This window comes from Clostridium tertium (assembly GCF_017873245.1).
Lineage (GTDB): Bacteria > Bacillota > Clostridia > Clostridiales > Clostridiaceae > Clostridium > Clostridium tertium.
Genome location: NZ_JAGGJY010000013.1, coordinates 19894 through 42990 on the forward strand (window position 1 = coordinate 19894; position 23097 = coordinate 42990).

General features: G+C 28.6%; 22 protein-coding genes and 1 riboswitch. Of the genes, 3 read left to right on the plus strand and 19 right to left on the minus strand.

The features are described 5' to 3' along the window. Nucleotides 1-69: 69 nt before the first annotated feature. From ftsH to J2Z25_RS13800, 5 genes are all read right to left on the minus strand, one after another. Nucleotides 70-1986, minus strand: a complete 1917-nt coding sequence (ftsH, locus tag J2Z25_RS13780) for an ATP-dependent zinc metalloprotease FtsH (RefSeq protein WP_209741015.1) — start codon at nucleotides 1984-1986, stop codon at nucleotides 70-72. Nucleotides 1987-2008: 22 nt separating this feature from the next. Beyond that, a complete protein-coding gene (gene lepB, locus J2Z25_RS13785) occupies nucleotides 2009-2578 on the minus strand; it encodes a signal peptidase I (RefSeq protein WP_209741073.1) in 570 nt (189 codons plus the stop codon). Further along, nucleotides 2575-2799 (minus strand): DUF3006 domain-containing protein, encoded by a 225-nt coding sequence (locus J2Z25_RS13790; RefSeq protein ID WP_097034181.1) that lies wholly within the window; start codon nucleotides 2797-2799, stop codon nucleotides 2575-2577. Before J2Z25_RS13790 ends, lepB begins: the two co-directional genes overlap by 4 nt. A gap of 136 nt (nucleotides 2800-2935) precedes the next feature. After that, nucleotides 2936-4228 carry a diaminopimelate decarboxylase gene (lysA, locus tag J2Z25_RS13795; RefSeq protein WP_209741016.1) on the minus strand — a complete coding sequence of 431 codons (1293 nt, stop codon included), beginning with the start codon at nucleotides 4226-4228 and terminating at the stop codon, nucleotides 2936-2938. A gap of 133 nt (nucleotides 4229-4361) precedes the next feature. After that, nucleotides 4362-4530, minus strand: a riboswitch (Lysine riboswitch). A gap of 70 nt (nucleotides 4531-4600) precedes the next feature. After that, on the minus strand, nucleotides 4601-5278 hold the full coding sequence (locus J2Z25_RS13800; protein WP_008676374.1) for a beta/alpha barrel domain-containing protein: 678 nt from the start codon (nucleotides 5276-5278) through the stop codon (nucleotides 4601-4603). A 226-nt stretch (nucleotides 5279-5504) separates the two neighbouring features. Between J2Z25_RS13800 and J2Z25_RS13805 the strand changes: the two genes are divergently transcribed. Together J2Z25_RS13805 and J2Z25_RS13810 are read left to right on the plus strand one after the other, a co-directional pair. Further along, nucleotides 5505-6701 (plus strand): DUF1576 domain-containing protein, encoded by a 1197-nt coding sequence (locus tag J2Z25_RS13805; protein WP_209741017.1) that lies wholly within the window; start codon nucleotides 5505-5507, stop codon nucleotides 6699-6701. Between the two features lie 3 nt (nucleotides 6702-6704). Next, nucleotides 6705-7049, plus strand: a complete 345-nt coding sequence (locus tag J2Z25_RS13810) for a hypothetical protein (protein ID WP_209741018.1) — start codon at nucleotides 6705-6707, stop codon at nucleotides 7047-7049. Between the two features lie 69 nt (nucleotides 7050-7118). On the opposite strand, the gene J2Z25_RS13815 is transcribed toward J2Z25_RS13810, so the two are convergent. The 14 genes from J2Z25_RS13815 to J2Z25_RS13880 all read right to left on the minus strand — a co-directional run bounded on the left by J2Z25_RS13815 (nucleotide 7119) and on the right by J2Z25_RS13880 (nucleotide 20628). Further along, complete coding sequence (locus J2Z25_RS13815) at nucleotides 7119-7619, minus strand: peptidoglycan recognition protein family protein (RefSeq protein WP_209741019.1); 501 nt, start codon at nucleotides 7617-7619, stop codon at nucleotides 7119-7121. Nucleotides 7620-7736: 117 nt separating this feature from the next. Further along, entirely contained in the window at nucleotides 7737-8240 is a 504-nt protein-coding gene (locus J2Z25_RS13820; protein WP_142419345.1) for an NAD(+) diphosphatase, read from the minus strand. 163 nt (nucleotides 8241-8403) lie between these two features. Continuing rightward, nucleotides 8404-9099 (minus strand): DNA/RNA nuclease SfsA, encoded by a 696-nt coding sequence (sfsA, locus tag J2Z25_RS13825; RefSeq protein WP_209741020.1) that lies wholly within the window; start codon nucleotides 9097-9099, stop codon nucleotides 8404-8406. A 792-nt stretch (nucleotides 9100-9891) separates the two neighbouring features. Continuing rightward, a complete protein-coding gene (locus J2Z25_RS13830; RefSeq protein WP_008676362.1) occupies nucleotides 9892-10071 on the minus strand; it encodes a hypothetical protein in 180 nt (59 codons plus the stop codon). Between the two features lie 209 nt (nucleotides 10072-10280). Then, nucleotides 10281-10580 (minus strand): DUF3892 domain-containing protein, encoded by a 300-nt coding sequence (locus J2Z25_RS13835; protein ID WP_209741021.1) that lies wholly within the window; start codon nucleotides 10578-10580, stop codon nucleotides 10281-10283. A 72-nt stretch (nucleotides 10581-10652) separates the two neighbouring features. Further along, complete coding sequence (locus J2Z25_RS13840; protein ID WP_209741022.1) at nucleotides 10653-11093, minus strand: hypothetical protein; 441 nt, start codon at nucleotides 11091-11093, stop codon at nucleotides 10653-10655. A gap of 109 nt (nucleotides 11094-11202) precedes the next feature. Then, the gene (locus J2Z25_RS13845; protein WP_209741023.1) at nucleotides 11203-12909 is read right to left on the minus strand and encodes a methyl-accepting chemotaxis protein; all 1707 of its coding nucleotides are present in this window, start codon (nucleotides 12907-12909) and stop codon (nucleotides 11203-11205) included. A gap of 42 nt (nucleotides 12910-12951) precedes the next feature. Further along, nucleotides 12952-13548: a response regulator gene (locus J2Z25_RS13850; protein WP_209741024.1), complete on the minus strand. Its 597-nt coding sequence runs from the start codon at nucleotides 13546-13548 to the stop codon at nucleotides 12952-12954. 23 nt (nucleotides 13549-13571) lie between these two features. Then, the gene (locus J2Z25_RS13855; protein ID WP_209741025.1) at nucleotides 13572-15398 is read right to left on the minus strand and encodes a sensor histidine kinase; all 1827 of its coding nucleotides are present in this window, start codon (nucleotides 15396-15398) and stop codon (nucleotides 13572-13574) included. 313 nt (nucleotides 15399-15711) lie between these two features. Further along, nucleotides 15712-16299, minus strand: a complete 588-nt coding sequence (gene rbr / locus J2Z25_RS13860; RefSeq protein ID WP_008676349.1) for a rubrerythrin — start codon at nucleotides 16297-16299, stop codon at nucleotides 15712-15714. Nucleotides 16300-16533: 234 nt separating this feature from the next. Next, nucleotides 16534-18405, minus strand: a complete 1872-nt coding sequence (locus tag J2Z25_RS13865; RefSeq protein ID WP_209741026.1) for a PTS fructose transporter subunit IIABC — start codon at nucleotides 18403-18405, stop codon at nucleotides 16534-16536. Between the two features lie 14 nt (nucleotides 18406-18419). Next, nucleotides 18420-19325, minus strand: coding sequence for a 1-phosphofructokinase (gene pfkB / locus J2Z25_RS13870; protein WP_209741027.1), 906 nt, complete (start codon nucleotides 19323-19325; stop codon nucleotides 18420-18422). Next, nucleotides 19322-20074, minus strand: a complete 753-nt coding sequence (locus tag J2Z25_RS13875) for a DeoR/GlpR family DNA-binding transcription regulator (RefSeq protein WP_111931556.1) — start codon at nucleotides 20072-20074, stop codon at nucleotides 19322-19324. Before J2Z25_RS13875 ends, pfkB begins: the two co-directional genes overlap by 4 nt. Nucleotides 20075-20307: 233 nt before the next feature. Then, a complete protein-coding gene (locus tag J2Z25_RS13880; protein ID WP_008676339.1) occupies nucleotides 20308-20628 on the minus strand; it encodes a (2Fe-2S)-binding protein in 321 nt (106 codons plus the stop codon). A gap of 228 nt (nucleotides 20629-20856) precedes the next feature. On the opposite strand from J2Z25_RS13880, the gene pflB reads away from it, so the two are divergent. Continuing rightward, a complete protein-coding gene (gene pflB, locus J2Z25_RS13885; RefSeq protein ID WP_209741028.1) occupies nucleotides 20857-23088 on the plus strand; it encodes a formate C-acetyltransferase in 2232 nt (743 codons plus the stop codon). Nucleotides 23089-23097: the final 9 nt, after the last annotated feature.

The window sequence follows — 23097 nt, forward strand, 5'->3', positions numbered from 1 at the left end:
TATTATTAAGAAAGAGTGTAACAATAAATCATGTACACCCTCTCACTAATTTATCCATTTTTCGTTATTTTAAACTTCTGTTATTTCTTCTACTTCTATAACTTCACTTGAATCTTCAATCTTTTTCTTTTTCTTATCTCTTAGTTCTGGATATTTATCATAAACAAATTCCATGAATTCATCACCGAATATCGTTTCTTTTTCTAATAAATATTCTGAAATTTTATCAAGTAAATCTCTATTTTCACTTAATAACTTTCTAGTATTTTCATGACAAGTTTTTATTATTTTTAATATTTCTTCATCTACTAAAGTTGAGGTTTCATCACTACATTCTCTTACAGCTCTTCCATCTAAATATCTATTTTGAACAGACTCTAAAGCCATCATATCAAATTTATCTGTCATTCCATAAATAGTAACCATACTTCTAGCTGTTTGTGTAGCTCTCTCTATATCATTAGAAGCACCTGTTGAAACCAAGTTAAATACTTCCTCTTCCGCCGATCTACCACCTAGCATAACCATTATTTGACTTGTCAATTCATCTCTTGATACTAAGTATTTTTCTTCTTCTGGTAATTGCATTGTATATCCTAACGCTCCCATAGTTCTAGGAACAATAGTTATCTTATGAACTGGATCTGTTTTATCTAATAATGCAGCAACAAGTGCATGACCTACTTCATGGAATGCAACTACTCTCTTTTCCATAGGAGATAGGATTCTATCCTTCTTTTCCTTACCTGCTATTATAACTTCTACAGCTTCCCTTAAATCTTCCTGCATTACAAATTCTCTACCATGCTTTACAGCTCTTAAAGCTGCTTCATTTACTATATTAGCAAGATCTGCTCCTACTGCTCCAGGAGTACTTTTTGCAATTTCTTCTAGATTTACATCATCTCCAAGTTTTACTCCTTTAGAGTGAACTTTTAATATGTCTATTCTTCCTTTTAAATCCGGTCTATCTACTATTACTCTTCTATCAAATCTTCCAGGTCTTAATAATGCTTTATCTAATATTTCTGGTCTATTTGTAGCTGCTAAAACAACTATTGCTTTAGTTGAATCAAATCCATCCATTTGTGTTAATAATTGATTTAGTGTTTGTTCTCTTTCATCATTAGTTTGAATCTGAGAATCTCTACTTTTACCTATAGAATCTACTTCATCAATAAATATTATACATGGAGCATTTTTTTCTGCCTCTTGGAAAAGATCTCTTACTTTTGCTGCTCCCATTCCTGCAAACATCTCTACAAAGTTTGAACCTGATATTGATAGAAATGGAACATTTGCTTCACCAGCAACTGCTTTTGCTAATAATGTCTTTCCTGTTCCTGGTGGACCAACTAAAAGTGCTCCTTTAGGAAGCTTAGCACCTATTTCTGTGTACTTACTAGCATTATTTAAATAATCTATTATTTCTTTTAATGATTCTTTAGCTTCATCTTGACCTGCAACATCATCAAAAGTTATTTTTATATCATTTTCTTTATATATTTTAGCATTACTTTTTCCCATTCCCATCCCCATCATAGGAGATGACCCCATTTTCTTACCAATTCTTCCGGCTAAAAATCTAAATATAGAGAAAAGTATTAGCGGCATTATTATCCAGCTAAAAATAAATTCTGCTATAAAATTATTTTGTACTGGTTCTCCTTTAAACTCTACTCCTGATTCATTTAAAATATTTATTAAATTAGGATCATCAACATTACCAGTAAACAATACCTTTCCTGTACTCTTATTATTCTCATCGCTTTTAGGTAATATTTTTATCTCTGTAGATGAAATTATAACACTTTCTACTTTCTTATCTTCTACCATATTTAAAAATTCATTATAACTTATTTCTTGGGTAGTCATAAAATTTTTAGTTGAAGTAAAAGCGTATAAAAATAGAAATGCCATTACTGCATAGAATAAAGTATGCTGCTTTCTATTATTATTATTTTCTTCTGTATTTTTATTTCCCATAGCTCTTCCTTTCTTTGTATCTTTATTTTATTTTACCAATTTGATCAAATGGATACACTTTTATTTGAGCCTTACCACTTATGTCTTCACCATCAATATATGGATTAATCCAATATCTTGAGTCCTTTGACCAAAGTCTATTATCTCCTAAAAAGAAGTACTTTCCTTCTGGTACTTCATACTCTCCATTAAAATTGTCTTCAGCACCTATATAATTTTCTTGTAATTCTTCTCCATTTACAAATACTTTACCATTTTCTATCTTTATTTTATCTCCTGGTAATCCTATTAATCTTTTAATTAATGAATCTTGAAGTTCTTCTGAGTGGAATACTATAATATCCCCTCGTTTAAGCTTTTCTAAATTATATATTCTTGTAACAAAAAGTCTATCTCCAACATTTAATGTAGGTACCATTGATTCTGATGGAATTAAAACTTTGAATAATAAGAACTTATTTATAAGGAAAGCTAATATTATCGCTGAGATTATTGGAATTCCCCATTCAGTAATAAAACTTTTCTTAGAATTACTATCTTTCTTACCTTCTTCTATATCAATTCCTTCATTTACATTATTACTCTCACTCATTCTTCCCATAATCCTTTCATAATAGTATTAATGTTTTCACGTCTTAATTTGGTAGCTTCTTCATCTATAAAATAAAAGTTATCTTTCTTAAATAAAATATCTCCTTCTTTTGCATTCCCTATTATATCACTTCTTTTAACACTAATTAATTCATTGGATTCAATTTCCAATATAGCATAATCTCTCTCGAATCTATCTACTATGTATTCTCTTTTCTCCATAATAATACTGTTATTACTCACCTCTCTTTTTTTAGCTTATATTCTAGTATATCATATTTATTGAAAATTTAAATAGAGTATATATTATTAAAAATAGGGCAAATGAATTTCATTTACCCTATTCTTTATTCTAAAATCATATTTCATTAATTAATAATTCTTCATAACTTTGTCTTTTACATACAACCTTTGCTTCACCATTCCTTACAAATACTACTGCTGGTCTTAAATTTTTATTATATCCACTAGACATAGAAAATCCATAAGCTCCAGTTGATAGAACTGCAAGTATATCTCCACTTTCTGCTTCTTGAAGATTTATATCTTGTAATAAAATATCTCCTGATTCACAGCACTTGCCAGCTACTGTAACCTTACTCTCTATATTTCTGCTCGCCTTATTAGCTATTAAGGCCTCATATTTTGCTTCATATAAAGCTGGTCTTATATTATCTGTCATGCCACCATCTATAGCTAAATATTTTCTAACACCCGGTATCTCCTTTATTGACCCTATAGTATATAATGTTGTTCCTGCATTAGCTACAATTGACCTTCCTGGCTCTATTGTTAAGATAGGTTTTTTAAGTGATAATTTATTACATACTTCATTAACTCTATTTAATATAATATCACAATATTCTTTTGTTTCTTTTGGTTTATCTCCTTCTGAATAATAAATACCAAAGCCTCCACCTAAATCTAACTCTTCAATCATATGACCTGTTTCTTGTCTTATATTATTTATAAAGTTTATCATTACTTCAGCAGCATCAGCAAATGGCTCTGTTTCAAATATTTGTGATCCTATATGACAATGAAGACCTACTAATTCTATATTTTCTAATTCTAAAGCTTTTTTTATAGCATCCATGATTATATTACCTACTGGTGCAAACCCAAACTTTGAATCTATCTGACCAGTTTTAATATACTCATGAGTATGAGCTTCTATTCCTGGTGTAAGCCTTAAATAAACCTTTTGAACCTTATTATACTTTTCAGATATCTCATTTATCTTTATCATTTCCCATAGATTATCTACTATAAACCTTCCTACTCCTAGTTTAATTCCAAACTCTATTTCTTCTAAAGTTTTATTGTTTCCATGAAAATATATTTTCTCCATAGGAAAGTTAGCCTTATATGCTGTATATAGTTCACCACCAGAAACAACATCTAAATAAAGTCCTTCGCGATCTATAAGTCTACACATTTCTAATGTCAAAAAAGCTTTCCCTGCAAAAGCTACTCTATTATTTTCAGAATTAACTTTAAAGTATTTTACATAATCTCTACAATTATCTATTAGAAGCTGTTCATCCATTACATATAACGGAGTCCCATAATCTTTTGCTAAATCCTTTGCCTTTATGCCCCCAATAATTAAATTATTTCCTTCTATTTTACTTGCCCCAAAAAGTATCATATAATCTCCTCCAAAATATACTTGTATGAATTATAAAACAAAACCACTATGGCTTTTCCATAGTGGTAGATTTCCTTAAGTGAAATTAAAGGCTATAGGTATATTTAGCATATAATAATAAAATTTATAATTATTGCCTTGTAGCCCTCCACTTACGTGACAGTGATACATATATTATATGCATCCCCAGAAATAAATCATTGCAATGATATATTTCTTCGGCTGTTAATCCTTTCTTTATAATTCATCACTTTGCAAAGCTCATTATAAATACTATTAATAACAGCACCTCTACCTTGGTCATTAGTCTTATATATTATTATACACCTTTTCTCTTATTATTCTATATTTTTATTAATTAAATATTTTAACTTAGTTTAGATCTCTATATTTGTCCATTAGACTTCCCATCACATCACCAGATGGTGGTGGAGTATATGTTATCGCATTAGCTCCTGCCTCTATAGTTCTCATTATAGTTTCCTCTGTCGGTCCACCTGTAGCTATTATAGGAAAAGCCGGAAATTGCTCTCTTATCTTCCTTACAATGTTTGGTGTATTTTTACCTCCAGAAACATTTAGTATTGTTGCTCCAGCTTCAATTCTTTCAGCAACATTTTCACATTCTGAAACTACAGTAACTATTACCGGTATATCTATCGTTTCTCGTATTTTTCTTATAATATCATTTGCCGTAGGAGCATTCACAACTACTCCCATTGCCCCTTTAAATTCTGCATCCAAAGCCAAATTAACTACTCTTTTCCCTTGAGTTATTCCTCCACCTACCCCACAAAATACAGGTACATCTGCTGCCATAACTAAGGCTTGTGTTATAAGTGGTTGAGGAGTAAAGGGATATACTGCTATTATAGCATCGGCATTGGTATTTCTTATAATGGCAACATCTGTAGTAAATAATAAAGATTTTATTCTTTTTCCAAATATTTTTATTCCACTGCAATCTCTTATGCAAGAAGGAACTTCTATTACATGACTTCTTAATAATCCTTTTATCTCTGGTACCTGTTTAATTTTTTTCCCATCCATACCAAACTCCTCCTATATTATATTTAACTCTAATTATTTTTAAGCTATAATTATATTATACTACCTTAAACATATATTAAGATATACATAACTAAATAATTTTATTAGATTAAATTATTTTTATCAATATATTTTTTTTAAAATTTATAATATAAATAATAATTTTTGAGAGGTGATTTATATAAAAAAGAGGAGATTTTATCCCCCCTATGTAGTTTTATTAATAATGTATTTATTTTTTATCTTTGTCGCACTAATATTAGATTCCCCCATTGAAATATTTCATGGATTAAAAAAAATAATTTTAAGTCCAGATATTTTAATAACTGATTATGTTGAAATTGGTGGAATTGGTGCATCTTTATTTAATTCTGCTTTGACCAGTATTCTATCTATGTTAATTTTGATATTTATAGGTGTAAAGCCTAATGGATCAACTATCATGTCATTATGGCTAATGACTGGTTTTTCCTTCTTCGGCAAAAATTTATTAAATATATGGCCAATAATAATAGGTGTTTATCTTTATTCAAAATATCAAAAAGAACCTTTTCTTAATTATAGCTTAGTGGCACTACTTTCAACCACATTAGCTCCAACTGTAAGTCAACTTAGTTTTACAGATAACTTTTCAACTTTATCTGGAATATTGCTAGGCCATGGAATAGGTATACTTACTGGATTTGTGTTGGCCCCCATAGCTTCTCACTGTATTAAATCTCATAATGGATATAATTTATATAATGTAGGTTTCGCTGCCGGATTATTTGCTACACTCTTAATGTCTATATTACGGGCTGTAGGAATAGAGTTTGAAACTAGAATGGTCTGGAATACTGAATCAAATTATATTTTATCCATCTTTTTATTTATAATTTCTCTATATTTGATTATACTTGGCTTGATTCACAATCCTGACCCTAAAGAAAAACTAGGTATATTATTTAAACAACCAGGTAGGTTAGTTAGCGATTTTTATTTACTATTTGGAGATACTTGTTATATTAATATGGGTATTCTTGGATTTTTATCAACCTTCCTTGTAATACTTCTAAATGGTGATTTAAACGGACCAACTATTTCTGGTATTTTCACTATAATTGGATTCGGAGCCTTTGGTAAGCACATAAGAAATGTAATTCCTATTATATTAGGTGCTCTACTAGGAGCCTTAATAAATATTAATCCTATTAATTCCCCGTCATTAATATTATCTATTTTATTTTCAACAGCACTTGCACCTATAGCAGGGAAATTTGGGTTTAATATAGGTATATTAGCTGGATTCTTACATGTAAATATGGTTACTAATATAGGATACCTTCATGGTGGTCTTAATTTATATAATAATGGTTTAGCTGCTGGATTCGTTGCAATGCTTTTAATTCCAGTTGTTACTACCTTTAAAAAGGAGAATATTTAAAACATGAAGTTTAAATTTGAGAAAAACCTGAGAATAATTAATGAAATAATGACTTATCTTCACAAATTAGGATCTAATGATATTAATGTAACATTTCATACAGAAGATAATTCTAGTTCATTCCTTATTTGGGGGCATATTAAAGAAATTGATGATATTGAATTATATAATTTAAAAAAGATACTAAATACTAATCGTCAACATGAAGTTGAAGAATATTATTGGAACTTAGGTGGCGAATGTGAACTAGAAGGGGAACTTTCCTTAGTTGGAATGATGATAGATAAAGCTGAAATAAGTTATAATGATAGTATTTTATCGATTAAAATATATAGAGCTGATTATTAAACATTTTATAAATAAAAGACAGTAAATAGACTTATAAGTATATAAATCTATTTACTGTTTACTGTCTTTTTAAATACCTAAATTCGTTTTAATCTCCTCAAAAGGAAAGTTTTTTCCTGGACACTCTGTATTTCTTACATCTTTGTGCCTTTTTAAATCTTTAATATTATATTTTTCCATTAGGTATTTTGATAACTCAATGATACTGCTCATTTGACTCTGAGTTAAATTTTCGCTATTTAAATTACCTTCCACAGCTATTCCAAATGCTCTACTATTTACGCCTGGCGCATGTGCACCTACTGAATTTTCTGGTCTTCCTCTGTATATCACGCCATCTTTTCTTATATAAAAGTGATATCCTATTCCAGACCATCCTCTTCCTTTATGGATTTCATCTATCTTTTGAGGTGTCATATTATTATCCGCAGTATGATGATAAACTATTGTGCTAGGATTAAAATCAAAGTTTAGAGGTAAAGCCCATTTGTATTCTACTTCATTGATTTTAAATTCTCTATATAAAGCTTTATTTTCAAACCCCTTTAACTTATTTGCTTTAAACTTCATTACTTCTCCTAATTTATTGCTATATTTAAATTGTATGTTAACTATTTTTATTTTGTTAATAAACAAATAGTAGATAAATTTTAACTTAATAAATCTATCTACTATTTCCATAATCATTTATATACCTTTAGATTTTCTTATCTCCAATACCCTTTTTACAACTTTGGTTCCAATTATATCCTCTTTCATTTCATCTAATGCATCTGCTAACTTACTCCATCCCATGCCTTCTACTTCATCTGATTTATTAATTTTACCAGAAACAAAGTCAGCCATGAATGTTATCATTAAAATTTCTTTATCTTTAACATAATCAGAACCTACATATGTAATATTATTTATATCAATTCCAGCCTCTTCTTTCACTTCCCTATAAACTGCTTCCTCTGCTGTCTCATTATTATCTACGTATCCCGTTAACAATACCTTAGAATTTTTATATATATAACTTTGCTTTAATAATAATATTTCATCGTCTTTAATTATTGCTACCATTATACATGGCTTTGGAGTATCAAAAAACATCACATCATCATGGGAACAATATGGTACCCCACCTTCATCCCAACTATACTTTTCCTCTAATCCTCTACCACATAAAGGACAAAACTTGTACTTCATAATACACCTCTTAATTAACTAAATAACTATTTCTCTAAATAACAACTTTCTTTAAATATTATTCATTAATCATATATTTGAATTAAATATATGATTTTTTAACTTATATCTTATATCTTATATCTTATATCTTATATCTTATATCTTATATCTTATATAGTGATTATAATATTATATCAACTTTTTTATTTATTTCAATTCCATCTTTTTCAACTTTACAATTATATGCCATTATATCAACATTATTTTCTTTTGCTAATCTTAATGTATTTCCAAATTCTGGGTCAGTTATGTCATTAGGTGAAAATGTCTTAACATTATCTAATTGAATCAAAAATAAAATACCAGCACCAAATCCTTGTCTTTTCGCTTCTATAAGCTCTAATATATGTCTTGCACCTCTTTCTGTAGGAGCGTCTGGAAATCTACAATGTCCACTATCTTCTAAAGTTACACCTTTTACTTCTAAATAATATACTTCACTCTCGCCCTCTGTGGACAACTTAAAATCAAATCTGCTTTTTCCAAAAGTTTTCTCTCTATTAATTTTAGTATATTTATGTAAAGTATCAATCTTTTTATTATTTAAAGCTTCATTAACAACCTTATTAGGTACTTGGGAATCTATACTAATTAATATGTCATCTTTCATTGCTGCAATTAAATCATATTTTGTTTTTCTGCTCGGATTTAATTCTTCTCTTAAAAATACTTTTGTTCCTTCCTTCAATATCTCTCTGCATCTCCCTGTATTAGGAACATGAACTACTATCTCTTCTCCATTTAATATAACATTTGCATTAAATCTATTGGGTCTACTTTTAAATATTGCTTCATATATATTTTTATTGTATTTCATATTTTTCTCCTTAAATAAAATTATAACCAATTTTTTCAACATTTTTTTCATATATTTTATCCACAGTTCTCATAAAATCATAAGTTGTCCACAGGCTAAATTTTAAAAACACCTATTTTTCCTATATTTATAGTATTATTTTAACATTATCCACAGTTTTTATCCACATTTTGTACAAACTGTGCATAACTATATTTTATTATCCAAATCTTAAAAATATTACCTATTACATTCTACTACATATATTAGTGTTCTTCATCAAAAATCATCATATTGTTACAAACATATATTCTTTACATATATATTGTGTCAATACCTTTTTAAAAAGTTTTCAACAGTTTTTCCAAGTTGTCCACATTTTGTGGATAACTTTCCACAGTTTTAACACTTTTCCACTTATTAATATGTACTTATCAACACCTTAAATTCTTCTTAAAGTTTTTTAAGCTCACTGTATTGTATATTTATATACCTTAGACTTAATGTATAAAATAACATATAAAAAATTAATTGAACTTTTTTTAGTTAAATCATTGATATTGTTAGTTAGAGAGTTTCTTATTAGTACTCAAGATACATTTATAGATACATTAAAACAAAAAATATTTCTTTACCATTTGTAAATGGATCAATAAAAGCTAGTATAAAGACTATTAATGAAGATTTAAACTTATCATATTAAATATTATTACTGAAATTAATATAAATAAAATGACAGTAGGAAGATTTGTATAAGACACGTCTCCCTACTGTCATTCTTATCTAACTTATTATTTTTATACTTTAAATTACTTATTTTGTAACATAACCATTTTTATAATATGACACCAAATATTGAATTGCCAATACAAATGGTCCAACTAATGCTGTTATTACAGCCCAAATTAATTTATTTTGACCTTTTTCTTCTGCCAGTTTATATGATGCAAATACTGATGCTATTAATAATAAAATAACCATAATTTTATTCATTTTCTCCCCTATAATTAATTACTTTCCTTACTCAATTTAATTCTACATAATTAATATATTATTTTCAATAAAACTATATTTGCAAAAGGTAAACTCTTTGTGAATAAGTAACTTAATATTCATTTTTAATATTAATCATTTTATTTATTAATTAAATAAAAATAAAGTAAGATATAAAAATATATAAAATTCTTATATCTTACTTTAAATTACTCTACTGTTGGTAATGAACTTAAATTGTTATTTTCACTTTGATCTGGAAGACTTCTTAAGTATTCTTCACCTTTTTTGGAAACTCCAACCCCTACCCCAGATATTTGACCATTTTTAGCCATTTGAACACCTTCTTCTTTTGATACTCGTTCACCATTTGAAAGCTCATACCCTACTACTTCTCCAGATTTCTTAATCAAAGCCTTGATTGATTCTGCATCACTATTTGGTGTTGGTACTTCTTTATTAATATTTATTGGCAATCTTCCAATCATTCCATCATTTTCTTCATTCATAATAACACCTCCAATTGGTTATAGTGTTATTTTATCCATTAGAAATTCTTTAATACAAATCTATTTGCATTTTTATTTTAAAATATTCTCTGCCTGTTCCTTTAATAATTCTATATTATTATCTGCATCCACAGTTGTAAAATCATATACATCTTTAAATCTATAAAAATAATTTGCAATTGCAATTCTCTTAGATCTAGGAATACTTAATTCAGAAGCTAGATTATCCAAGAAATCCACCTCTTCATCTTCATACTCACCATCAACCAACGCTAATCCAACTAATTCAAAATATACAATTACTTTTGCCCTATCATTCGATTTCTTTATTAACTCTAAAACTTCACCATACTTCATATGATGTACTTCTGAACCACTTAATTCTAATTCTTCCTTATACTCTTCTAATAAAACTTTTTCTTCTTTAGCAAATTTATTGTCTACATCAGCAAAAATAGAAACTAAATTTATAAAAGCTATAGACTCTTCTTTATTTAACTCTTTTAAAAACATCTTATTGTTCCCTCCCTAAATTACACTTTCCATTTAACAAAATTATCCTTTATTAAATTATATATAACTTTTAATATATTTAAAATATATTACATCTAATTATCTATTATTATATTTTAAATTTTTGTATCATTACATTTAATACCTCAGCTAATTCTGATTGATTTTGAGCCAATTTTGTTACTTCATCTATTGCTGATGTAGAATCATTTATATTAATAACTATTTCTTGAGAAGTAGCTGATGATTCTTCTGCTGTAGCTGATACTGTTTCTATTGCATTACTTACCTGATTTAAATTCTCCAACATAAATTTTGTAGCTTCTGCAATATCACTTGCCATATTACTTATTAAATAAGTATCTTTTTCATAATTTTCAGCTGTATCTATTAATAATTCATAATCAGGATACACATTATATTCTATAAAATCTAAAATATCATTTGCATTAGTGGCAATGTTAGTAAATGCATTTTGAACTTGTACAATAATAGACTGTATTTTAGATACAGTTAAAGCTGATTCTTCTGCAAGCTTTCTAACTTCATCAGCTACTACTGCAAATCCTCTTCCCTGTTCGCCAGCCCTAACAGCTTCTATACTTGCATTAAGTGCTAATAAGTTAGTTTGTTCAGTTATATTAGCTATTGCTTCTGCCATCACTTTTATTTCCTTTACAACTTCTCCTGCCCTCATAGCCTCTGTTATACTGCTTAATTTATCATTATAAATTGATTTTGCATTATCTACAGATTTCAAACCTTTTTCCTTAACTTGCATTGCACGACTTTTTATTTCTTTTACAGAAATATCTGATTTTTTAGCTTTATTATATAGTTCTTCAGCAGTTATAGTAATTTCTTGAGTGGATGCATTTATCTCTTCTGTAGTTGAACTTAATTGCTCTATTCCTTGTGATATCTGTTCTGCAGCTTCATTTATATTCATCATTTTTGCCATAGCTTCTTCAGTTACTGTAGATAACTCTTCGCTTGAAGAAGTTATATTTTTTGATTCCTCATTAATTTCATAGACTAATTCTCTTATTGCTTCTTTTGAAGAGTTTAATGATTTTATCGCTGTTCCTATTTCATCATTCTTATTACTCTCTATTGAGTAATTAAGATTTCCTTTACTTAATTCATTAGATAATAATAATATCTTTTTTAATTGCTTAACTAAAGTATTTGTTATAATCCATATTAATAAAATTGCTATTACTAAATTTATTATTATTATAGTAATTAATAATCTATTAGAAGAGTTATATGTATTCATACTTTCATAATAATCTTCTTCAACAAGTTTATTCTTTATTGATATACTTTTCTTTAAAATCAATTCCATTTGTTCTCTTATAGAATTCACTTCAATAATTACATCTTTTGCTATATCATAATCATTATTCTTTACTAAATTTATTACATTCTCTCTCTTAGCTTCATATTCAGATAAATATTTTTCAAATTTTTCAAAGTTATCTTTATCTTCTTCTAATGTTATTGTTGTTTTATAATCTTTAACTAAATTTTTAATTTCTTCATTATTTTTATGAATCTCATTTTCAGTTAAAATTATCTCTTCTTTATTACTTACGTCTAGCAGCATTAGTATATCTGCTTTGATTTCTAAAAGATTGTTATTTATTAAAAGTAGATCATTAGCACCTTTAAAATCATCTTCCGCAATCACTTTTAAATTATCTTTTATCTTAGTCATATTAGTATATCCGATAAACCATATAACACTCATCATTATTAGCATAAAGGTAAATCCCAAAACTACCTTGTGAGATATCTTTAATCTCTTTAACATTTCACTCCTCCATGTCCATTTCCTATTTCAATCTTCAATTCTTTAATTAAATAATTTATATATATCTTGAAATCTTCGCTCTTCTACTTTATTTCCAATTAATCCGTTAAATTGACTTATCATTAAATATACTTCCTTATTATATGGATCCATTCCTATTACTTTCTTTAATAATTCATGTATTTTATTGTATTTATCCATATCATTTTGATTTAAAAGCCGTCTCGCTTCAGCCATAATTAAATCTATATTACTTTCAGTCTTGTTAGGTATACTTTTGCTTTCTATTTCATCTAACACAATATTTATTCTGTCAGGTGAAAAAGGCTTTTGAAGATATACTACCGCACCTAACTTAGTGCATTCTATTGCATTCTTTACTGTTGCAAAAGCTGTCATTATAACAACAGGGCAACTCATTCTTGCCTCTTTAATATTCTTTAATACCTCAGTTCCACTTATTCCTGGCATTCTAATATCTAAAAATATTAAGTCTATTGCTTCATTTGTATTATTTATTATATTTAATGCTTCTAATCCATTATCCGCTGTGATTACCTCGTAACCTCTTAATTCTAAACAAGTACTTAATAATATTCTTATATTCTTTGTATCATCAATTACCAAAACTCTTTTCATATGATCACTCCTAAATTACTTCTCTAAGATAGTGGAATAGTAAATATAAATTTACTTCCATACCCAACCTCGCTCTCACACCATATTTTTCCCCCATGTATCTCTACAATCTCTTTTGCTATAGATAGCCCTAATCCTGTGCTCTCTTCTGGTATTTCAAATCCTTCTACTCTAACAAATCTCTCAAATACCTTTTCTAAATAATTACTTGGAATTCCTCTTCCTGTATCTGTCACAGATACCAATATATTATTTTCTTTAATATATCCATCTATTTTTATAGAACCCCGTTCTGTATATCTAACAGCATTGGATAGTAAGTTATTCAATACCCACTTTATTTTTTCTTCATCCATCATAACCTCTGGCAATTGTTCTTCTAAACTTAATTTTAATTCTATTTCCTTTTCTTTTGCCAGAGGAATAAAATTATACAAGCAACTTTTTATTAATTCTTTAATGTCACTTTTCTTGATATTAAAAGAAGTCTTATTTGATTGAATATGGGATATCTTTAATAAATTTGATACTAGATCATTTAATTTTTGTACATCCTCCTTTATAGTTTCTACAATATCTCTTTGCTTATCATTTAAAGAGCCTATATTTTTATCATTTATAAGTCCAACTCCCATCATTATTGATGTCAATGGTGTTTTTAATTCATGAGATATTGTTCCAATAAAGTCTGCTTTTATAATTTCTAATTCCTTTAATCCAGTTATATTCTTAAATAATACTACTACCCCATCAATTTTTTCTTCTGATCCTTTAATTATAGTTGAAGTTATATTGAAAAAATATTTTTTATTATTTCTTTTTATTTCAATTAATTCCTCTCTATTTTCATTATCCTTATTAACAGATTCCGTTATATATTTGTAAACCTTAGATAAATTTATAACTTCAAAGAAACTTTTATCAATACAGCTCTCTTCATCAATATTAAAGAAAATCTTTCCTTCATCATTTATAAATTTAATTCTAAACGCATCATCCAGTAATATTATCGGGTCTGATATACTTTTAATTATACTTAAAGATCTATTTTTCTCAGCAACTAGATTACCTTCTGTGCTCTTTTCAAAATCATATAATCTATTTGTCATATTATTAAATTCTTTTGCTAAAAGCCCTATTTCGTCATCATAAATTACAGGTGCCTGCTTATTTAAATTTCCTTCTTTTACAGACTTTATCGCATTTATTAAAAGATGTATTGGATTAAAGTATCTATTTGTAAAGAACATAGCTATAGCTCCACCAATTATTGCTCCTCCAAGTGATATAAATATAATAAAATATATTGATGATTCTGAACTACTTCTAAGATCTCCTTCTTTATTAAGCATAATATCTTCATTTAATTCAAATAAACTTTTCAAGCTTTCATTTAACAAATCTATTTGTGGGGATATTTTTTGATAATAAATTTCAACTAATTCATCATGATTTTGACCATTATTATAATCCTGTAATCCTGAAAATAACTTACTAAATTCTATATATTGAGAATTTATTCTATCTACTAATTCCAACTCTCCAGGCTCTGTTATATTACTTTTTTCAATATAAAACCATTTATAAAATTCATCATCATTTGTATGAAATAAATTTAAGGCTTGATCTTTATTTCCTTGTAAGTATATTAATATTGCCCTATCCTGATTATTAATACAATCAATCATTTTATTACTTGTATTAATGCTTTTATAATTATTAGTAATTAATCCATTTATAGAGTTATTAATATTATACATATTGATAGCCGAAGAAAATCCAACCAAAATAATTATTACTACAAGGATAATGTATATAATTGAAAATCTTTTCTTTAAAGAGTTCATCATAATTTCAACCTTCCAATTCAAAAATATTGTTCTTTGATTATATCAATTATACATAATACATAAATATATATTCCACAATTATTTTTTCTTTTACAAAAATTGATGCATATAATCTAATTATTCTATTACCCTATTATTGTGAATAAAAACTTATAAGTGCCACCTAACAGTCTTAATTAAAGAATGTATAAAATGAACCCGATTTTTTAAAAACTTAGCTATTAAATAGCATATATAATTACACTTTTAAGATTTTATTTTTTATACATAAAAAGCTTAGGAATATTAATTCCTAAGCTCTTACATAATACTTTTAATAGTTTTCTACAAATACTTCAAAGTATCCTTGCGGATGTAAACATGCTGGACATACCTGTGGAGCTTCTTCACCTTCAAAGATATATCCACAGTTATTACATTTCCATAAAACTGGCTCGTCCTTCTTGAATACTTTTCCTTCTTCAATATTCTTTAATAACTTATTGTATCTTCTTTCATGTCTATTTTCTACTTCTGTTATTCTTTCATATGCTACTGCTATAGCTGGGAAACCTTCTTCCCTTGCTACTCTTGCAAATTCAGGATAATCATGAGACCATTCTTCATGTTCACCTTTTGCTGCTGCTCTTAAATTTTTTGCTGTATCATCATATAAATCTACTGGGTAAGCAGCATTAATTTCTATAGCTTCTCCAGCAAAATCATCCTTTAAAAATTTATAAAATCTTTTTGCATGTTCTTTTTCTTGCTCTGCAGTTTCCATAAATATGTTTGCAATTTGAACGTATCCTTGTTTTCTTGCTACGCTTGCATAATACGTATATCTAGTTCTTGCTTGCGATTCTCCAGCGAACGATTTCATTAAGTTTTCTGCTGTTTTAGTTCCATTTAAACTCTTCATACTATCTACTCCCTATCTTATAAATTTAGTTATTCAACCATACTTACATTATATTGCATATATAGAAAATTGGCAAATTTGGTAATTAATAAACAACTTATTTTTGTTTTTTCTAAATATTCCTTTATTTTTATTCTTTTCTAATTTAACCCACTATTATAACCAAAAAGAATATTTTTATTGAATATATATAAAAAATAGTTATAAGTTTGCACTTATAACTATTTTTTATAATTATTTTTTATTTTTCTTTAATATTGCTAGTACTATCATCCCTACTAAAGATCCAATAACTAGAGCTCCAAAATAACCTAGTGGATTGGTTATAACTGGAAGAACAAATATTCCACCATGTGGTGCTCTTAAAGCACAACCAAATGCCATTGATAAAGCTCCTGCAGTTGCAGAACCAACTACACATGCTGGTATTACTCTTAATGGATCAGCTGCAGCAAAAGGTATTGCGCCTTCTGTTATAAATGATAATCCCATAATATAGTTTGTTACTGCTGATTGTCTTTCTTTAGCTGTAAATTTCTTTTTAAAGAAAGTTGTACATAATGCTATTGCAAGTGGAGGTACCATACCACCAATCATTACTGCTGCCATAAATTCAAATTGCCCACTAGCTAATGATGCTGTTCCAAATACATATGCTGCCTTATTTAAAGGACCTCCCATATCAAATGCCATCATTCCACCTAGAACTGCGCCCAGCAATATTTTGCTACTTTCCCCCATATTGTTTAGAACATTTGTAATACCAGTATTTAATGCTGCTACTGGTGGATTAATTACAAACATTATTATTGCACCTATTAATAAAATTCCTAAGAACGGATATAGTAAAACTGGCTTTAATCCTTCTAAGCTATTTGGTAATTTTTCAAACAACTTCTTTAATCCAACTATTAAATATCCTGCTACAAAACCTGCAATTAAAGCCCCTAGGAAACCTGAACCGCCTTTATTTGCAAGCATACCCCCAACAAATCCTACTGCTAGTGCTGGCCTATCGCCTATGCTCATTGCTATATATCCAGCTAGTATAGGTAACATGAAATCGAATGCTGTTCCACCTACAGTTTTTAAGAAGGCAGCAAATGGAGTATTCATACCAAAGTTTGCAGGATCAATGCTATAATCATCAAATAAGAATGCTAAAGCTATTAAAATCCCTCCACCTATAACGAATGGTAACATATGAGATACACCATTCATAAGGTGTTTGTATATTTGGTGTCCTATACTATCTTTTTCTCCTGATGATTCTTCTTCTGAAGTTTTTGCTCCATTGTGGTGATAAACTGGTGCCTCTCCTGAAATAGCTCTATTTATCAATTCTTCTGCTTTATGTATCCCATTTGCAACTTTAGTTTGAATTACTTTCTTTCCATCAAATCTTGCCATTTCCACTTTTTTATCAGCTGCAATTATAATACATTCTGCTTCTTCTATTTCTTTTGCTGTTAATACATTTTTAGCTCCACCTGAACCGTCAGTCTCTACTTTTATTGAAACTCCCATTTCTTTAGCTTTTCCCTCTAAGCTTTCCGCTGCCATATAAGTATGAGCTATTCCAGTAGGGCATGCTGTTACAGCTAAAATTTTATATCCTTCTTTACTTTCTGCTTTATCTTTATTCAACTTTTCATTTTCAAAATCATCTATTAATTTTATAAATTGATCTGCTGACTTTGCATTTAATAATCCACTTCTAAAATTTTCATCCATTAACATAGTAGATAGCCTTGCCAAAACCTCTAAATGAAGATTATTTTCTCCATCTGGAGCTGCAATCATAAAAAATAATTTTGCTGGTTGACCATCTAAAGAATCATAATCAACTCCATCATTAACTACCATTGCTGCTAAACCCGCATCCTTAACAGCACTTGTTTTAGCATGTGGTATAGCAATTCCATCACCTATACCAGTTGTACTAAGTTCTTCTCTCGCTAAAACAGCTTTCTTATATTCCTCTTTATTGTTTAAGTTTCCTGATAAATTCATTAAATCAACTAATTTATCAATAGCCCCTTCCTTAGAAGTAACTTTAGGATTTATTGCTATAGATTTTTTGTTTAATAAATCTGTAATTTTCATTTTAATCCTCCAAATTATAATATTTGATTCAATAACTCATAAACTTTTTCTTTTGTTGCTAATCCTTCAGAAAATGCACTTGCACTTCCAGTAGCAACACCCATCTTAAAAGCTTCTTCTAAATTTTTATTTTTTAAATATCCAGCTATAAAGCCTCCTACCATTGAATCACCAGCTCCAACTGAATTAATTAAAGTTCCTTTAGGTACATCCGATTTAATTATTTCATCCTTTTCTGTTACAAATATAGCCCCATCACCAGCTCTTGAAATTAAAACATTTTGTGCTCCCATTTCTCTAAGCTTTTTTGCATAAATCACTATATCATCTTCATTTTCTATAGTGGCATTAAATAATTCTGCTAATTCATGATGATTAGGCTTAATTAAAAATGGTTTGTATTTTAATACATTTAATAAAAGTTCTCCTGTTGCATCAACAATGAATCTAATCCCTTTACCAGATAACCTTTCCATTATTATTTCATATATATTTTTAGGAAGAGTTGCTGGAATACTACCTGCTAAAACTAAAATATCGCCTTCTCTTAATAATTCTAGCTTTCTATATAATTCTTCTAGATCTTGATCTGAAATACTAGGGCCTTGACCATTTATTTCCGATTCTTCATTAGATTTTAACTTAACATTTATTCTAGACATCCCATTATTAAGCTTTATAAAATCGGTATTACATCCAAAAGCTTTTATTTTATTCTCTATTTCCTCTCCAGTAAAACCTGCTATATATCCAAGTGCTACATTTTCTACATCTAAGTTCTTTAACACTATAGAAACGTTTATCCCCTTGCCTCCAGCATAAACTTCTTCATAAGACGTTCTATTTACTTGACCTAATTTAAAGTCTTGAACTCTTACTATATAATCTAATGCCGGATTAAAAGTTATAGTATAAATCATAGCTTTAAAACCTCCACTATTTCTGCTTTATTACAATAACTAGTATTCTCTAATATTGTTGTTATTATCACTGCTTCGTCTATTTCTCCAAAAGTTATACAACTAATTTCATTAAATTTAGTTTTATCTGCTAAAATATATGGGTTCCTTGTCCTTTTTAGTGCTTCTTCCTTAACTAATGCTTCCTTCATATCAGGAGTAGTATATCCTCTGTAGTCAGATATCCCATTTGTTCCAAAGAAACCTTTAGTGAAATTATATCTTTTCAAACTATTTATAGCTTCCACTCCAACTATAGCTTCTGTTGAGTCTTTTATCTCTCCGCCAAGTATATAAGTTCTAAATCCATTACTTATTAGCTTTTTTGCTTGATTTATTCCATTAGTAACATATATAGCTTCTTTTTCTTCTAGAAAATCAATCATTAAATTTGTTGTTGTTCCTGAATCTATATATACAAAATCATCTTTTTTTATAAGACTTGCTGCATGTTTTGCAATAATAGATTTATCATTAATATTTAATGTTTCTCTTATTGATACTAAGTCATCTTTAGTATGAAATTCTTTTTCTAATAGAGTCGCTCCCCCATGAACTTTTTTAAGCTTTCCTACTTCATCTAAATAATTCAAATCTCTTCTTATTGTAGATTCTGAAGTATCTAACATCTTTACAAGTTCATTTACATATACTACAGAATTATTTCTAAGTTCTTCTAATATAAGCTTATGTCTTTCTTCAGTTAACACTAAAATCACTCCCAACTAAATAATACAACTTTTCAAAATCAAATTCAACCATCTTCAATCATTTTCATTCATTTTCAATCACTTTCAACCATTTACATTCATATCAATCAATTTTATTAATACTTATTACCATTTAACCCATAAATATTATTATTTTCTTTTTATAAAAATAAAAACCTCAAGGTTTTTATTCCTTAAGGTTTATTTTCGTGTAATTAATAGCAAAATATACTTTATCTCTTTAATTCAATAATATTTTCGATTAACCCCTTACATCTTCCGCAAGTACTTCCTGCTTTAGTTAGCTCTCCAACTTTTTCAACTGTATCTGCCCCATTATTAACTGCATTCACCACATCTTTTAAAGACACATTATTACAGCCACATACAGAATCTAAAATTGCTTGAACTTGGCTTGTACATCCCCCACAACAAGTTGCAGCACCAGTTTGATCCATTATTTCATCTAAAGTTCTAGCTCCACCTTTCATTGCTTTTCTTATATCTAAATAACTTACGTTCCTACATCTACAAATCACTCTATCTCCAGCCATAAGATCCTCCAAGATTATATTTATTTCTTTAATATTATATATCGATAGTACTTATTATTCAATATATTTTATTAATTAATTTTTTATATTATTATTACATTATTTAAGTATTAATTTATTGCAATAAGAGCACATTAATGTTAAAATTTACTTGATAAATATTATTTACTGAGAACTATTTCCAATATAAGTCAGTATTTATAAATGTTAGAAAAAGGGGTGCATTATATGAAGCAAGAATGGATCAATTTTAAAGAAGGTCAATGGACTAAATCTGTTGATGTAAGAAACTTTATACAATTAAACTATACTCCATACAATGGGGATGATAGCTTTTTATCTGGTGCTACAGAAGCCACAAAGAAGTTATGGGATGAGGTTAGTGAATTATTTAAAAAGGAAAGAGAAAACGGTGGAGTTTTAGACGTTGATACTGAAACTGTTTCTGGTATTAATGAATATAACGCTGGATATATAGATAAAGCTTTCGAAAAAATAGTCGGTGTTCAAACTGATGCTCCATTAAAAAGAGCTGTAATGCCTTTCGGCGGTATCAGAATGGCTGAAAATGCTGCAAAATCTTATGGCTATGAAGTAAGTCCAAAAATTTCAGAAATATTTACTAAATATAGAAAAACTCATAATCAAGGTGTTTTCGATGCTTATACTGACGAAATGAGATTAGCAAGAAAATCTGGTGTTATCACAGGTCTTCCTGATGCCTATGGTAGAGGAAGAATAATAGGTGACTATAGAAGAGTTGCTCTATATGGAGTTGACAGATTAATAGAAGATAAAATTGCTCAAAAGAAGAGCTTAGAAGTTAGATGTATCGATGAAGATGTTATTAGATTAAGAGAAGAACTTTCTGATCAAATAGTTGCTTTAAAAGAATTGAAAGGATTAGCTGAAACTTACGGTCTTGATATATCTGGACCAGCTAAAAACGCTAAAGAAGCTATTCAATGGTTATACTTTGGATTCTTAGGTGCAATAAAAGACCAAAATGGTGCTGCTATGTCTCTTGGAAGAACTTCAACATTCTTAGATATATATATTGAAAGAGATTTAAAAGCAGGATTAATTACTGAGGAAGAAGCTCAAGAATTAGTTGATCATTTCGTTATGAAATTAAGACTTGTAAAATTCTTAAGAACTCCAGAATATAATGACTTATTCTCTGGAGATCCAACTTGGGTTACTGAATCAATTGGTGGTATGGGACTAGATGGAAGAACATTAGTTACTAAAAACTCTTTCAGAATCCTTAATACACTATATACTTTAGGCCCATCACCAGAACCTAACTTAACTGTACTTTGGTCAACAAGATTACCTCAAGGATTTAAAGACTTCTGTTCAAAAGTTTCTATTGATACAAGTTCTGTTCAATATGAAAATGATGATTTAATGGCTCCTTACTGGGGTGATGATTATGCAATTGCTTGTTGTGTATCTGCTATGAGAGTTGGTAAGCAAATGCAATTCTTCGGTGCTAGAGTTAACTTAGCTAAAACTTTACTTTACGCTATAAATGGTGGAAGAGATGAAAAGTATGGAATGCAAGTTGGTCCAAAACTAGCTCCAATAACTAGTGAATATTTAAATTATGAAGAAGTAATGGATAAATTTGAAATAATGACAGACTGGTTAGCTAACCTATATGTTAACACTTTAAATGTTATTCACTACATGCATGATAAGTATTCTTATGAAAAATTACAAATGGCTTTACATGACAGAGACGTATTTAGAACAATGGCTTGTGGTATAGCTGGATTATCTGTTTGTGCTGATTCACTTTCAGCTATTAAATATGCTAAAGTTAAACCAATAAGAAATGAAGAAGGAATTGCTGTTGATTTTGAAATCGAAGGTGATTTCCCTAAATACGGAAATGATGATGATAGAGTTGATGATATAGCTGTATACCTTGTTGAAAATATGATGAACAAAATAAGACAAAACAAGACTTACAGAAATGCTTACCATACTCAATCAGTATTAACAATAACTTCAAATGTTGTTTATGGTAAGAAGACTGGTACTACTCCTGATGGAAGAAAAGCTGGAGAACCATTTGCTCCAGGAGCTAATCCAATGCATGGAAGAGATAACAGTGGTTCATTAGCATCATTAAACTCAGTTGCTAAACTACCATATGAGCATTCACAAGATGGTATATCGAATACCTTCTCAATAATTCCAGATGCTTTAGGAAAAAATTCTGAAGATAGAATTAGGAACTTAAGCTCACTAATGGATGGATATTTTGGTCAAAATGCTCACCACTTAAACGTAAATGTATTTGATAGAGAAACTCTATTAGATGCTATGGAGCATCCAGAGTTATATCCTCAATTAACTATAAGAGTTTCAGGATATGCTGTAAACTTCATTAAGTTAACAAGAGAACAACAATTAGATGTTATAAACAGAACATTCCATAAATCAATGTAATTTATTAGG

Coding starts and splice junctions, on each gene's coding strand:
- ftsH (WP_209741015.1), bottom strand. CDS start 1,986: ATGGGAAATAAAAATACAGAAGAAAATAATAATAATAGAAAGCAGCAT.
- lepB (WP_209741073.1), bottom strand. CDS start 2,578: ATGAGTGAGAGTAATAATGTAAATGAAGGAATTGATATAGAAGAAGGT.
- J2Z25_RS13790 (WP_097034181.1), bottom strand. CDS start 2,799: ATGGAGAAAAGAGAATACATAGTAGATAGATTCGAGAGAGATTATGCT.
- lysA (WP_209741016.1), bottom strand. CDS start 4,228: ATGATACTTTTTGGGGCAAGTAAAATAGAAGGAAATAATTTAATTATT.
- J2Z25_RS13800 (WP_008676374.1), bottom strand. CDS start 5,278: ATGGATGGGAAAAAAATTAAACAGGTACCAGAGATAAAAGGATTATTA.
- J2Z25_RS13805 (WP_209741017.1), top strand. CDS start 5,505: ATGTATTTATTTTTTATCTTTGTCGCACTAATATTAGATTCCCCCATT.
- J2Z25_RS13810 (WP_209741018.1), top strand. CDS start 6,705: ATGAAGTTTAAATTTGAGAAAAACCTGAGAATAATTAATGAAATAATG.
- J2Z25_RS13815 (WP_209741019.1), bottom strand. CDS start 7,619: ATGAAGTTTAAAGCAAATAAGTTAAAGGGGTTTGAAAATAAAGCTTTA.
- J2Z25_RS13820 (WP_142419345.1), bottom strand. CDS start 8,240: ATGAAGTACAAGTTTTGTCCTTTATGTGGTAGAGGATTAGAGGAAAAG.
- sfsA (WP_209741020.1), bottom strand. CDS start 9,099: ATGAAATACAATAAAAATATATATGAAGCAATATTTAAAAGTAGACCC.
- J2Z25_RS13830 (WP_008676362.1), bottom strand. CDS start 10,071: ATGAATAAAATTATGGTTATTTTATTATTAATAGCATCAGTATTTGCA.
- J2Z25_RS13835 (WP_209741021.1), bottom strand. CDS start 10,580: ATGAATGAAGAAAATGATGGAATGATTGGAAGATTGCCAATAAATATT.
- J2Z25_RS13840 (WP_209741022.1), bottom strand. CDS start 11,093: ATGTTTTTAAAAGAGTTAAATAAAGAAGAGTCTATAGCTTTTATAAAT.
- J2Z25_RS13845 (WP_209741023.1), bottom strand. CDS start 12,909: ATGTTAAAGAGATTAAAGATATCTCACAAGGTAGTTTTGGGATTTACC.
- J2Z25_RS13850 (WP_209741024.1), bottom strand. CDS start 13,548: ATGAAAAGAGTTTTGGTAATTGATGATACAAAGAATATAAGAATATTA.
- J2Z25_RS13855 (WP_209741025.1), bottom strand. CDS start 15,398: ATGATGAACTCTTTAAAGAAAAGATTTTCAATTATATACATTATCCTT.
- rbr (WP_008676349.1), bottom strand. CDS start 16,299: ATGAAGAGTTTAAATGGAACTAAAACAGCAGAAAACTTAATGAAATCG.
- J2Z25_RS13865 (WP_209741026.1), bottom strand. CDS start 18,405: ATGAAAATTACAGATTTATTAAACAAAAAATCTATAGCAATAAATCCT.
- pfkB (WP_209741027.1), bottom strand. CDS start 19,325: ATGATTTATACTATAACTTTTAATCCGGCATTAGATTATATAGTAAGA.
- J2Z25_RS13880 (WP_008676339.1), bottom strand. CDS start 20,628: ATGGCTGGAGATAGAGTGATTTGTAGATGTAGGAACGTAAGTTATTTA.
- pflB (WP_209741028.1), top strand. CDS start 20,857: ATGAAGCAAGAATGGATCAATTTTAAAGAAGGTCAATGGACTAAATCT.